Below are 13,138 nucleotides of genomic sequence, written 5' to 3'. Positions count from 1 at the left end.
GCTCGGCCCCGGCCCGGTGCCGCCCACCGGGCCCGGAGACGCGTCCGGCCCGCAGGATCCGAGGATCGTGCGGGCCGGACGGTCTGCTGGAGCCGGAGGTCAGGCCGACATGCGGGCCTTCAGGTTCTCGTCGAGGGTGGCGAGGAACTCCTCGGTCGTCTGCCAGCCCTGCTCGGGGCCGACGAGCAGAGCGAGGTCCTTCGTCATCTTCCCGGACTCGACGGTCTTGATGACGACGTCCTCCAGGGTGAGCGAGAAGTCGATGAGCTCCTGGTTGCCGTCGAGCTTGCCGCGGTGCGCGAGGCCGCGCGTCCAGGCGTAGATCGAGGCGATCGGGTTGGTCGAGGTGGGCTTGCCGGCCTGGTGCTGGCGGTAGTGGCGCGTGACGGTGCCGTGCGCCGCCTCCGCCTCGACGACGCTGCCGTCGGGCGTGGAGAGCACGGAGGTCATCAGGCCCAGCGAGCCGAAGCCCTGCGCGACGGTGTCGGACTGGACGTCGCCGTCGTAGTTCTTGCAGGCCCAGACGTAGCCGCCCTCCCACTTCATGGCCGAGGCGACCATGTCGTCGATGAGGCGGTGCTCGTAGGTGAGTCCCGCGGCGTCGAAGCGCTCCTTGAACTCGGTCTCGAAGATCTCCTCGAAGATGTCCTTGAAGCGGCCGTCGTAGGCCTTGAGGATCGTGTTCTTGGTGGAGAGGTAGACCGGGTAGTTGCGCGAGAGGCCGTAGTTGAGCGACGAGCGGGCGAAGTCGCGGATCGACGCGTCCTGGTTGTACTGGACCTGCGCGATGCCGTCGTCCGGGGCCTTGTAGACCTCGAACCTCATCGGCTCGGAGCCGTCCTCGGGCGTGAACTCGACGGTCAGCGTGCCCTTGCCCTTGAAGACGAAGTCGGTGGCGCGGTACTGGTCGCCGAACGCGTGGCGGCCGATGATGATCGGCTTGTTCCAGCCGGGGACCAGGCGCGGGATGTTCGAGATGATGATGGGCTCGCGGAAGATCACGCCGCCGAGGATGTTGCGGATCGTGCCGTTGGGCGACTTCCACATCTTCTTCAGGCCGAACTCCTCGACGCGGGCCTCGTCGGGGGTGATGGTCGCGCACTTCACGCCGACGCCATGCTTCTGGATGGCGTGCGCCGCGTCGATCGTGACCTGGTCGTCCGTCTCGTCGCGGTACTCGATGCCGAGGTCGTAGTACTCGAGGTTCACGTCGAGGTACGGGTGGATGAGGGTGTCCTTGATCTTCTGCCAGATGATGCGCGTCATCTCGTCGCCGTCGAGCTCGACGACCGTTCCCTCAACCTTGATCTTGGACATTGCTCTCCCATGGTGTCGATGACCCCGCACCTGTGCGGGACGGGCGGCTCTGCACCGCTCCGGATGGCCTCCGCCAGCCTACCCGAGGCCCGAACTGTCTCGATGTCGAGACACTTCTCGGCCGTCGGCCCGACGGCCCGTCCGCGTCGCCCGACAGGAGGATGCCCGCCGCCGCACGCCGCCGGTACAGTGACGGCATGAGTGACCTCCGCCTGGAAGAGCTGTCCGCCTCGAACATCTCCGCCGTCAACGGGCTGAGCCTCAAACCCGGCCAGGAGCAGTTCATCGCCCCGGTCTCCTACTCCGCCGCCGCCGCCGTGATCGACCCGGGCGCCTCCTGGCAGCGGGCCGTGATGGACGGCGACGAGCTCGTCGGCTTCATCCACGCGCACTTCGACCCCGAGGCGGCGGAGGAGTTCCGCAGCTGCATCTGGCGCATCAACATCGACGCGGCGAAGCAGGGCCGCGGCGTCGGAACCTTCGCGGTCCGCGCCACCGCGGACGAGGCCCGCGCCCGCGGCTTCGACACCCTCACGGTGATCTGGGAGTCCGGCGAGGACGGCCCCGAGCAGTTCTTCCGCTGGATCGGCTTCGACGTCGTCGGCGAGACGCAGTACGGCGAGAACATCGGGGCGCTGACGCTCTGAGCGCGGAGGGTGCGCGGGGCGCGCGTGCTCGGGGGGACTCCGGCGCACCGGGGCCGACCACGGCGGTGCCGGACGCGCCGGAGCCGGCCGACTTCGTCTCCGCGGTCCTCGACGTGGTCGCCTCCATCCCGCCCGGGCAGGTGATGGCCTACGGCGAGATCGCCGCGCTCCTCGGCTCGCGTGCGTCGCGCGCGGTCGGCACGGTGATGGCCCGCTACGGCTCGGACACGGCCTGGTGGCGCGTCGTGCGCTCCGGTGGCGCGCCTCCGCTCGGCCACGAGGAGCGCGCCCGCCGCGAGTACGAGCGCGAGGGCACGCCCCTCGTCGTCACTCCGACCGGCTACCGAGTAGACGTGCGCACCGCCCGCTGGCGCCCCTGATCCTCAGCGCTTCCCCGCGACTCCCGCCGCCGTCTCGTGCGATCTGCAGGCTCCGGTGCGATCTGCAGGAGTTCGCCGTGCCGTCTGCAGGCTCCGGTGCGATGTGCAGGAGTTCGCCGTGCCGTCTGCAGGCTCCGGGGCGATCTGCAGGAGTTCGCCGTGCCGTCTGCAGGCTCCCGTGCGATGTGCAGGCTCCGGGGCCGTCTGCAGGGGATCGCCGTGCCGTCTGCAGGAGATGCTCGACTTTCCGGCCGACTTCCGCGGCGGAATCGGCCTTCTTGCCGAAATCCCCTGCAGATCGCACCCAGCCCTGCAGACGGCACGGGTGCCTGCAGATCGCACGGGTGCCTACAGACGGCACGAACGCCTGCAGACCGCACCCGCCCCGCGCCGTCCGACTAGACCAGCGAGTCCCGCCAGGCGGCGTGCAGGGTCGCGAAGCGGCCCTCGCCGGCGATGAGCGCCTCCGGGGTCCCGTCCTCGACGATGCGGCCGTGCTCCATCACCAGCACCCGGTCGGCGATCGCGACCGTCGAGAGGCGGTGCGCGATGATGACCGCCGTGCGGTCGGCCAGGAGCGTCTGCAGGCCCTGCTGCACCAGGCGCTCGCTCGGGATGTCGAGGGAGGAGGTCGCCTCGTCCAGGATCAGCACCGCCGGGTCGGCCAGGAACGCGCGGGCGAACGAGATCAGCTGGCGCTGACCGGCCGAGACGCGGCCGCCGCGCTTGTTCACGTCGGTGTCGTAGCCGTCCGGCAGCGCCTGGATGAACTCGTGCGCGCCGACCGCCTGCGCCGCCCGGACGATCTCGTCGTAGGACGCGGTCGGCCGCCCGATCGCGATGTTGTCGGCGACGGATCCGGAGAAGAGGTACGCCTCCTGGGTGACCATCACGATCGCGCGCCGCAGGTCCTTCGGGTGCAGCTGCCGCAGGTCCACGCCGTCGAGGGTCACCACGCCGTCGCTCGGGTCGTAGAAGCGCGAGATCAGCTTGGCGAGCGTCGTCTTGCCGGCGCCCGTGGACCCGACGAGGGCGATGGTCTGCCCCGCGGGGATGTCGAGGTCGAAGCGGGGCAGCACCTCGCGGTCGGCGGTGTAGGCGAAGCGGACGCCCTCGAAGCCGAGGCGGCCCCGCGCCTGGCGCAGGTCGACCGGGCGCGCCGGATCCGGGACGCTCGGCTCCTCGGCCAGCACGCCCGAGATCTTCTCGAGCGCGGCGGCCGCCGACTGGTAGGAGTTGTAGAACATCGCCATCTCCTGCACCGGGTCGAAGAAGCGCCGGGTGTAGAGCAGGACCGCCAGCAGCGCGCCGATCTCGAGCCCGCCGTCGAGCACGCGGACGCCGCCGATGAACAGCACCACGGCGACCGTGACGTTGCCGATCAGCACGAGCCCGGGGTCGAAGGTGCCGAACACCCCGAAGACGCGCTTGTAGGCGAGCCGGTACTGCTCGACGACCCCGCCGAACACGGACTCGTTGCGCTTCTGCGTGCGGAAGGTCTGCACGGCGCGGATGCCGGTCATCGACTCCACGAACTGCACGATCAGCCGCGACGAGGCGACGCGGGTGCCGCGGAACAGCGCCTGCGAGCGCTTCTGGAACCAGCGGGTGAGCAGCGCGAGCGGCACCAGCGCGCAGGCGAGCACGATGCCGCTCACGCCGTCCAGGGAGACGAGGGCGATCGCGACGAAGCCCATGTAGAGCCCGCCCTGCACCAGCTGGTTGATGCCGGAGTCGAGCAGCTCGCGGATGGAGTCGAGGTCGCTGGTCTGACGCGAGATGATCCGGCCGGAGGTGTAGTTCTCGTGGAACTCCAGGCTCAGCTTCTGGGTGTGCAGGAAGACCCGCTTGCGCAGGTCGATCAGGATCGCCTGGCTCACCCGCGCGGAGAGCACGGTGTACCAGGCGACCAGGAGCGCGCCGACGAGCCCGGTGAGGATGTACGCGCCGACCGTGACCGCCAGCGGGACCGCGTTCCCCGCGAGGACCGCGGGCAGGCCGTTGTCGATGCCCGCCGCGATCAGCGCCGGTCCGGCGACCTGGGCAGCGGTCGCGACGACGACCACGACCGCGGTGAGCACCAGCCGCAGCCGGAGCGGCCGCAGCAGGGAGCCGAGCAGCCGCAGCGAGCGCCGGCGCAGGGCCGCCGACTCCGCTCTGCTGAGGTCGTCGCGCTCCTCGGAGGAACCGAGCGTGCTCATGATCGCGTCTCCTGGTGGGTCGTCGTGGGGCGGGAGCCGATGCGCTCGGTCCCGGCGGGCCGGGTCAGCTCGTCCTCCTCGAGGCTCGAGATGACGAAGCGGTAGTGCGGGCTGCTCGCGAGCAGCTCGCTGTGGGTGCCGACCGCGGTGATGCGGCCCTCCTCCATCAGGGCCACGCGATCGGCGAGCGCCACCGTCGAGGGGCGGTGGGCGACGATGATCGCCGTGGTGTCGCCGAGCACGCGGCGCAGCCCGGCCTCGACGCGCGCCTCCGTGTCGACGTCGAGCGCCGAGAGCGGGTCGTCGAGGACGAGCACCGCCGGACGCGCGGCCACCGCGCGGGCGAGGGCGAGGCGCTGGCGCTGGCCGCCGGAGAGGCTCATCCCCTCCTCGCCCACCTTCGTGTCCAGGCCCTCGGGGAGGCGGTGGACGAAGTCGGCCTGCGCGATCTCGAGGGCCTCGAGCAGCTCCTCCTCGGTCGCATCGGGTCGGCCGAGGAGGACGTTCTCGCGCACGCTGGTGGAGAAGAGCGTCGCGTCCTCGAACGCCATGCCGATGTGCGTGCGCAGCTCGTCGCGGCGCAGGCGGCGGATGTCGACGCCGTCGAGCTCGATGGCTCCGCCGGTCACGTCGTACAGGCGCGGGAGCAGAGCGGTGAGCGTCGTCTTCCCGGAGCCGGTGATGCCGACCAGCGCCATCGTCTCGCCCGGCTCGACCTCGAGGTCGACGCCGTCGAGGAGATCGCGGTAGCGCTCGGGGGCGTCCTGGTAGCGGAAGTGGACGTCGCGGAAGCGCACCCGACCGCGCGGCTCGGCGATCGTCTCGGGGTCCTCCGGGTCGGTGATGGTGTTCCGGCTGTCCATCACCTCGAAGTAGCGGTCGACCGCGGTGCGGGTGTCGAAGGTCATCGAGAGGAGGAAGCCGATCGACTCGACCGGCCAGCGCAGCACGGTCGCGGTGGCGAAGAAGGCGAACAGCTCGCCGACGCTCAGCTGGCCGGCCGCGGCGAGCCAGACCCCGCCGAGCAGGCAGAGCGCGAACGCGATGTCCGGCACCAGCAGCAGGACGAGCCAGATCCCAGCGATGGCGCGGGCCTTGTCGATCTCGGTGCCGCGGAGCTTCTCGGCCTGGCCGGCGAAGTTCTCCAGCGCGTGCTGGTGGCGGCCGAAGGCCTTGAGGACGCGGATGCCGTGCACCGACTGCTCGACGGTCGTGGCGAGGTCGCCGGCCTGGTCCTGGCTGCGGCGCGCGATGCTCGAGTAGCGCTTCTCGAACGCGAACCCGTAGATCCAGACCGGGATCGAGCACACGACGAAGAGCACGCCGAGGATCGGGTTCCAGTAGACGAGGACCCCGAAGCCGACGACGATCGTCAGCGCATTGACCACGAGCAGGACGAAGCCGAAGGCGATCCAGCGGCGGATGAGGCTGAGGTCGCTCATCGCCCGCGACAGGAGCTGCCCGCTCTGCCAGCGGTCGTGGAACGAGACGGGGAGGTCCTGCAGCCGGCTGTAGAGCGACGAGCGCATGCGCGCCTCGATCCGCGTGCTGGGGGTGAGGACCATCCGGCGCCGCAGCGCGATGGCACCGGCCTCGACGACGCCGAGCACGAGGATGACGGCGACCGGCCCGATCAGCGGTCCGAGGTCGCCGGGGCCGGCGGACGCCGCTCCGTCCCCCAGCGGCCCGTCGACGAGCTGCTGCAGGACGATCGGGATGACCAGCGACACCAGGCTCGCCACGAGCGCGACCGCGATGCCGCCGACCAGCCGGGGCAGGGAGTCGCCGACGAAGGGGACGAGGCGCAGCAGGGTCTGCAGCGTGCTCGGGCGCTTCTGCGCGGGAGCGCCGGGAGACGGGAGGGCGGGAGCGGACACGGCGGAGGGCTTTCGCGACGAGGGCGGAGCCTCTCCTGCCGGGTGAGCGGGGAGGCGGGAGGTGCCACCGGGCCGGAGAGCTCCGGGCAGCCTTGAAGGCTATACCCCGGCTCAGCGCTCCGTCCAGCGGCCGCCGCGATCCGGCGGCTCCCCCGCCTCGGCCGTCAGCGGACGCGGACCGAGAGGCAGGTGACGCAGCCCTCGAGCTTCTCGAACTCCGAGATGTCCACGGTGAGGACGCGGTAGCCCAGGCTCCGCAGCAGCTCGGCGCTCCGGGGAGCGGAGGCCGCCATCAGGAGGGTGTCGTCGTCGAGGACGACCACGTGGGCGCCCGGCTCCTCCGGCATCGGCAGGAAGGAGGGGAACAGGCGCGGCTCGTCGACGACCGGCTCCCAGCCGATGACCGTGCCGTCGGGCAGAGCGGTCACGGCGCTCTTGAGGTGCAGCACCTTCGTCAGCGGCACCGCGACGACGTCGTACCCGCGGGGGCGGAGGATCGTCCGCAGCTGGGCGACCCCCGCTGCGTCGGTGCGGCCTCCCCGGCCGACGTAGACCGTCGATCCGACCTTCAGCACGTCGCCGCCGTCGAGGGTGGCCGGCTCCTGGATGCGGTCGACCGTGAGGCCGAGGGCGCGGACGGCCTCCTCCGCACCCTCGGTCTCGTCGCGGCGGGACTCCGCTCCGGAGCGGGTGATCACGGCGTGGTCGCCGAACACGACGACCGCGTCCTCGAGGAAGACGGAGTCGGCGAGGCCGGGCGCCGGCGCGGCCTCGACCGTCTCCCAGCCGGCCCGCTCGAGCAGGTCGACGTACGCCTCCCACTGCTGCTGCGCGCGCTGCTGGTCGACGGGGACGCGCTCGAGGTGGGTGAGCTCGCCCGACGAGAGGTCGGCGGCCGGGGCCCGGACGATCGCGATGCGGCGGTCGGTGACGACGGCGGCCGGCGCGCCCGTGGTGCGGAGGCGGTTCCAGAGCGCGCGGCCGACGCTCGCCGCCGAGACGGTGAACGCGAGCAGGAAGACGAGGTTGAGCCCGGCGAAGGTCTGGAAGATGGAGGCCCAGACGGCGCCCGTGACGGCCTCTCCGGTGGCGCTCGCCTGGACGAGCGTGCCGAACACGGCTCCGACCACGCCCGCGACGAGTCCGGCGAGGGCGGCGGTCCAGGTGCGGCCGAGCGTCCCCGCGACGGCGAGGGCGAGGACGACCACGAAGCCGAGCACGCTCGAGAGCAGGAAGTAGGCGTTGACCTGCGGGATGGAGCCGGGCTGCAGCTGGTTGCCGATGAAGAAGGCCAGCAGGTTGGCGAGGTGCGCCACGAGCGCGGTCGCCGCGGCGGCGAGCAGCGCGACGAGGATCCGGCGGCCCGTCCCGGGCGCGCGGCCCCGGTTCGGGCCGATCGCGGTCGCAGCGGTCGGGGTGTCGGGAGTGGACGCGGGCATCGAGTCGGAAGGCACCCGGTGACCCTACGCGCCCCCGCCCGCGCCCCGCCTGTCGATCCCCTAGCAGCCCCCTAAGAGCCGCCCCCACGAGGCAGAGGGCTCAGCGTGGATCGCGTGCCCAGCGATTCCCGCGACCCGCGACGCACCCCGCTCTATGGAACGCACCGTGTCGCGAAGCCGACCGCGCCCGGCCGCGCGGGGAGCGGCCGGGAAGACGCCCACCGCGCGGCAGAGCCGGTTCAGCGGGAATCGCGTGCCCAGCGATTCCCGCGACCCGCGACGCACCCCGCTCTACGAAACGCGCCCCGTCGCGAAGCCCACTGCGCCCCGCCGCGCGGGGAGCGCCACAGAGGACGCCCACCGCACGGCAGAGCGGGTTCAGCGGGAATCGCGTGCCCAGCGATTCCCGCGACCCGCGACGCGACCCGCTCCATGGAACGCACCCCGTCGCGAAGCCGACCGCGCCCGGCCGCGCGGGGAGCGGCGGGGAAGACAAACACCCACTGAGTTCCGGGCGCCTCGCGCCCGGAACTCAGTGGAAGAAGTGCCGCTCCCCCGTCGTGTACATCGTGACGCCGGCGCGGGCGGCCGCGTCGATGACCTCGGCGTCGCGGACGGAGCCGCCGGGCTGGACGACGGCCTTCACGCCGGCGGCGAGGAGCACCTCGAGGCCGTCGGCGAAGGGGAAGAACGCGTCGGAGGCGGCGACGGAGCCGGGGGCGCGGTCGCCGGCCCGGGTGACGGCGAGGTGGCAGGAGTCGACGCGGTTGACCTGGCCCATGCCGACGCCGACGGAGGCGCCGCCCTTGGCGAGGAGGATCGCGTTCGACTTGACGGCGCGGCACGCCTTCCACGCGAACTCGAGGTCGAGCATCGTGTCGGCGTCGGCGGGCTCGCCGGCGACGAGCTGCCAGCCGGAGCTGACCTCGCCGGGTCCGCCGACGAAGCGGTCCGGATCCTGCAGCAGCAGGCCGCCGGAGATCTGCTTGAACTCGCGCTCGACGGGGGCGTAGAAGTCGGGGAGCTGCAGCAGGCGCAGGTTCTTCTTCGTCTTCAGCACCTCGAGCGCCTCGGGCTCGAAGCCGGGGGCGACGAGCACCTCGGTGAAGATCTCCTTCACCGTCTCCGCCATGGCGAGGGTGACGGGCCGGTTCGCGGCGATCACGCCTCCGAACGCGGACACCGGGTCGCACTCGTGGGCGCGGCGGTGGGCGGAGGCGATGGGGTCGATCGCCTTCGAGCTCGCGATCGCGATGCCGCAGGGGTTCGCGTGCTTGATGATCGCGACGGCGGGCAGCACGAAGTCGTAGGCCGCGCGGACGGCCGCGTCGGCGTCGACGTAGTTGTTGTAGGACATCTCCTTGCCGTGCAGCTGTGTCGCCTGCGCGATGCCGGTGCCGTCGGGCGAGACGTAGAGGGCCGCCTTCTGGTGCGAGTTCTCGCCGTAGCGGAGGACCTGCTGCAGGGTCCCGCGGATCTCGACGGAGCCCTCGACGCCCTCGGCCGCCTCCTGCCCGGCGAACCAGGCGGCGACGGCGGAGTCGTAGGAGGCGGTGTGCGCGAAGGCGCGGGCCGCCAGGGTGCGTCGCGCGGCCAGCGTCGTGCCACCGTCGGCGAGGGCGGTCGCGATCCCGGAGTAGTCGGCCGGGTCGACGACGATTGCGACGTTCGCGTGGTTCTTCGCGGAGGCGCGGACGAGGGCCGGGCCCCCGATGTCGATGTTCTCGACCACGGTCGCCGCGTCGGCGCCGCCTGCGACGGTCTCGCGGAACGGGTACAGGTTCACCACGACCAGCTCGAACGCGGCGATGTCGAGCTCCTCCAGCTGCTCGCGGTGCGAGGCGAGCCGCAGGTCGGCGAGGATGCCCGCGTGCACGGCCGGGTGCAGCGTCTTCACGCGGCCGTCGAGCGACTCGGGGAACCCGGTGACGGCCGAGACGTCGGTGACCTCGTGGCCGGCGCCGCGGAGGGTGGCGGCGGTCGAGCCGGTGGAGACGAGCTCGACGCCGGCCGCGGCGAGCGCCGCTCCGAGCTCGAGCAGGCCGGTCTTGTCGCTGACCGAGATGAGCGCCCGGCGGACGGGGACCCGGTCGCGGTCGTCGTAGCTGCTGGGGTCGTGGGCGGTGATGCTCATGCGCGGGCGAGCTCCTCGAGGTCGACGGTTCCGTGGGCGATGTCGAGCACCGTCTGCACCAGCAGGCGACGCTCGATGGTCTTGATGCGCTCGTGCAGCGCGTCCTCGCTCTCGCCGGGGAGCACGGCGAGGCTCTCCTGGGCGATGACCGGGCCCGTGTCGACGCCGGTGTCGATCACGTGCACGGTGACGCCGGTCTCGGTCGCGCCGGCGGCGAGGGCGTCGCGGACGGCGTGGGCGCCGGGGAAGAGGGGCAGCAGGGCGGGGTGGGTGTTGATCATCCGCGGGCTGAGCGCGTCGACGACGACGGGCGGCAGGATGCGCATGAAGCCCGCGCAGACGACGAGGTCGGGCTCCCACTCCTGGATGCGGTCGAGCAGGGCGGCGCCCCACTCGTCGCGGGAGGCGAAGTCGCGCGGCGCGACCGTGAAGGCGGGCACCCCGCGCTCCTCGGCGTGGCGGAAACCCTCGGCGGCCGTGTCGCTGCCGACCGCGACGATGCGGGCGGGGAAGCCCTCGTCGCCGGTGGCGTCCAGCAGGGCGCGGAGGTTCGATCCGCCGCCGGAGAGGAGCACGACCAACTTCAGCACTGCGCAAGTCTAGGGGGACGCCTCCGCCGGCGTCAGCCGCGTCGGCTGCGGCCCGCGGCGAGGCCCAGGCCCGCGGCCAGAGCGAGCTCGAGCGCGGCGACCGCCCCGACCACCAGCGGGTCCGGGCCCACCTGCGCGAGTCGGCCCGGACCTGCGGCGCCCGCCGAGAACCAGGCGAGGAGCCCGAGCAGCAGGCCGCCGACCACGCCGATCCCGCCGGCTGCGGCGGCGCCCCAGCGCAGCAGCGGGCGGCCGTCGAGCACCTCGATCACGCTGCGGCGCAGCCGCCATCCCGCGGCGAACCCGGCGAGCAGCGGCACGAGCAGTCCGAGGAACCCGAAGGCCGAGTCCCCTGCGGGCAGTGCGGCGAGGACCGGGATCGACGGGATCGGTCCGAGCAGGGTCCCTGCCGCGCTCACGGACGAGCCGGTGCCGAGGGCGAAGCCCGGGCCGATCAGCCAGCTCGCCGCCCAGATCACCAGGTTCGGGAGGAACGCCAGCTGCCCGAGGGTGAGGGCCAGCCCGCCGAGCGCTTCGGCGCCGAGGCTCTCGTAGAGCGCGACGACCGAGGTGTAGTGCACGACCAGCACCACGGCGACGAGCACCGCCGCCGCTCCGACCACTCCGGCCGCGGCGAGCGCTCCCCCGCGCAGTGACGCGAGGACGAGCCCGGGCCCCGGCGCGGGGACGCGGTCGAGCGCGGAGGCGGCCAGCTCGCCGAGGGGGTCGGCCTCGTCGCTGCGGGCGGAGTGGAGCGCTGCTCCGACGAGCACCCCCAGCGCGAAGACGAGAGGCGGCAGCAGCGTCCCCTGCAAAGGATCGACGGCGGCGGCCGGGTCCGCGGACCCCAGGGAGACCAGGAGGGCGATCGCCAGGTAGGTCGCGATCGCGACGAGAACGCCGATGGCCCGGAACGGCGACTCCTGGGCGCGGCGGCCGGTGCGCGCACCGAGCAGCACGGTGAGGAGCGCGAACGCCAGCGGGGCGATCGTCACCGGGAAGGCGTCGGCGCCTCCGGGCAGCGCGACGGCGAGAGCGGAGTCGGGGGCCAGCGCCGCCTGCAGGTCGGCCCCGTGGCCGAGCAGCCAGGCGTCGGCGGCGACCCGCCAGAACACGCCGAAGTCGACCGTCGTGTCGTACTGCACGGCCCAGAGGACGGTCAGCGGGACGAGCGGGATCGCGATCCCGATCAGCGCCGACAGCGCGGCGTCGAAGGCGGCGAGGAGGGCGACGGTGATCCGGTTCATGGGCCTGACGAGCCTAGCGGCGGCGCGCTCGGAGGCGGGTCAGGGGCGCGCCGCCCGGCCCTCTAGTGTCGGAGCCATGACGCGGACCTCGGACGCACGGACGGAGCGCGGCCTGGACCGCCTCGTGAACTTCTCAGACGCGGTCGTCGCCATCGCCATCACGTTCCTCGTCCTCCCCCTGGTCGACGTGGTCGAGGAGGGCCGCGCGGCGGATCTGGGCGCCCTGCTCACCGGGCACTACGGCACCCTCTCCGCCTTCTTCATCACGTTCGCCGTGATCGGGCGGCTCTGGACGGTCCACCACTCCGTCTTCGAGGGCGTGGCCCGCTACTCGCCCGCGCTCGTCGTCGCGAACTTCGTCTGGCTGGCCGCGGTCGTCCTGCTCCCCTTCGCGGCGAACCTGATCTCGAACGTGCTCGACACCGACGGCAGCGTCATCGCGCTCTACATCGGCACGATGATCGCGGCGAGCGCGGCGACCCTGGCGATGCAGCTCATCGTGCGCCGCGATCCGGATCTCCTGGCCCCGGGGGCGGAGCCGCGGCGCTCCCTCTCGAGATCGCTGATCGTGATCGGCGTCCTCCTCGCGGCCCTCGTGCTCGCCGTCGCGGTGCCGGCCGTCAACATGTTCGCGCTCCTGCTGCTCCTGCTCTCGGGTCCGATCGAGCGCCTGGTGCACCGCGGGCACCCCGGGGCACGAGCGGCCCACCGCCGGACGGAGCGCGGGCTCGACCGGCTCGTCAACTTCTCGGACGCGACCGCCGCCATCGCCATCACCGTCCTCGTCCTGCCGCTGGTGCAGCTGGCTCCCGAGATCGCCCGGGAGGGCGGCGGAGTCCCGGCGCTGCTCGCGGAGCACCTGGACTCGGTCCTCGCCTTCGCGCTCTCCTTCGCGATCATCGCCGTCTTCTGGATCCCCCATCACCGCGTCTTCGAGATCGCCGGGGACTACGACGGCGCTCTGGTGTGGCTGGACCTGCTCTGGCTGGCCGCGCTGGCGTTCTTCCCGTTCTCGACGAGCGCGCTGGCGCTCTTCCCGGACTCCCGGGCGACGATCGGGCTCTACATCGGCACGATGGCGGCGATGAGCGGAGCGCTGGTCCTGATCGAGCTGCGCCTCTCCCGGCACCCGGAGCTGAGGCGGCCCGGCGCGGGACCTCTGCCGCTCGCGCCCGCTCTGCTGCCCTTCGCGCTGCTCCTCGTCGCGCTGGCGCTGGCGCTGCTGATCCCGTCCGTCGGGCTCTGGTGGCTGCTCCTGCTCCTGCTGCAGCGGCCCGTCCTGGTGCTGCTCGCGCGGCGCTGATCC

Annotated in this window: 10 protein-coding genes; 3 read left to right on the top strand and 7 right to left on the bottom strand. The window is 72.6% G+C overall.

Going from position 1 to position 13,138, the window contains the following annotated elements:
- Positions 1-99: 99 nt before the first annotated feature.
- On the bottom strand, positions 100-1,317 hold the full coding sequence (locus C5D08_RS10135; protein ID WP_104224939.1) for an NADP-dependent isocitrate dehydrogenase: 1,218 nt from the start codon (positions 1,315-1,317) through the stop codon (positions 100-102).
- 197 nt (positions 1,318-1,514) lie between these two features.
- On the opposite strand from C5D08_RS10135, the gene C5D08_RS10130 reads away from it, so the two are divergent.
- The gene (locus tag C5D08_RS10130) at positions 1,515-1,964 is read left to right on the top strand and encodes a GNAT family N-acetyltransferase (RefSeq protein ID WP_104276942.1); all 450 of its coding nucleotides are present in this window, start codon (positions 1,515-1,517) and stop codon (positions 1,962-1,964) included.
- Between the two features lie 65 nt (positions 1,965-2,029).
- Positions 2,030-2,344, top strand: coding sequence for an MGMT family protein (locus C5D08_RS10125; RefSeq protein WP_104276941.1), 315 nt, complete (start codon positions 2,030-2,032; stop codon positions 2,342-2,344).
- 398 nt (positions 2,345-2,742) lie between these two features.
- On the opposite strand, the gene C5D08_RS10120 is transcribed toward C5D08_RS10125, so the two are convergent.
- The 6 genes from C5D08_RS10120 to C5D08_RS10095 all read right to left on the bottom strand — a co-directional run bounded on the left by C5D08_RS10120 (position 2,743) and on the right by C5D08_RS10095 (position 11,832).
- Positions 2,743-4,545, bottom strand: coding sequence for an ABC transporter ATP-binding protein (locus tag C5D08_RS10120; RefSeq protein ID WP_104276940.1), 1,803 nt, complete (start codon positions 4,543-4,545; stop codon positions 2,743-2,745).
- The gene (locus C5D08_RS10115; protein ID WP_104276939.1) at positions 4,542-6,422 is read right to left on the bottom strand and encodes an ABC transporter ATP-binding protein; all 1,881 of its coding nucleotides are present in this window, start codon (positions 6,420-6,422) and stop codon (positions 4,542-4,544) included. The genes C5D08_RS10120 and C5D08_RS10115 overlap by 4 nt, the downstream gene beginning before the upstream one ends.
- 164 nt (positions 6,423-6,586) lie before the next feature.
- Positions 6,587-7,876 (bottom strand): dimethylargininase, encoded by a 1,290-nt coding sequence (gene ddaH / locus C5D08_RS17495; RefSeq protein WP_308471632.1) that lies wholly within the window; start codon positions 7,874-7,876, stop codon positions 6,587-6,589.
- Positions 7,877-8,393: 517 nt separating this feature from the next.
- On the bottom strand, positions 8,394-9,995 hold the full coding sequence (gene purH / locus C5D08_RS10105; RefSeq protein WP_104276937.1) for a bifunctional phosphoribosylaminoimidazolecarboxamide formyltransferase/IMP cyclohydrolase: 1,602 nt from the start codon (positions 9,993-9,995) through the stop codon (positions 8,394-8,396).
- Positions 9,992-10,585, bottom strand: coding sequence for a phosphoribosylglycinamide formyltransferase (gene purN, locus C5D08_RS10100; RefSeq protein WP_104276936.1), 594 nt, complete (start codon positions 10,583-10,585; stop codon positions 9,992-9,994). The genes purH and purN overlap by 4 nt, the downstream gene beginning before the upstream one ends.
- A gap of 32 nt (positions 10,586-10,617) precedes the next feature.
- Entirely contained in the window at positions 10,618-11,832 is a 1,215-nt protein-coding gene (locus C5D08_RS10095) for a DUF6350 family protein (protein WP_104276935.1), read from the bottom strand.
- A gap of 76 nt (positions 11,833-11,908) precedes the next feature.
- Between C5D08_RS10095 and C5D08_RS10090 the strand changes: the two genes are divergently transcribed.
- Positions 11,909-13,135 carry a TMEM175 family protein gene (locus C5D08_RS10090; protein WP_181110119.1) on the top strand — a complete coding sequence of 409 codons (1,227 nt, stop codon included), beginning with the start codon at positions 11,909-11,911 and terminating at the stop codon, positions 13,133-13,135.
- Positions 13,136-13,138: the final 3 nt, after the last annotated feature.

This window comes from Rathayibacter sp. AY1B6, from assembly GCF_002932755.1.
In the GTDB taxonomy this organism is placed as follows: domain Bacteria; phylum Actinomycetota; class Actinomycetes; order Actinomycetales; family Microbacteriaceae; genus Rathayibacter.
The sequence above is the reverse complement of the archived record's forward strand: the minus strand, read 5'-3'. Positions and strand labels throughout refer to the sequence as shown.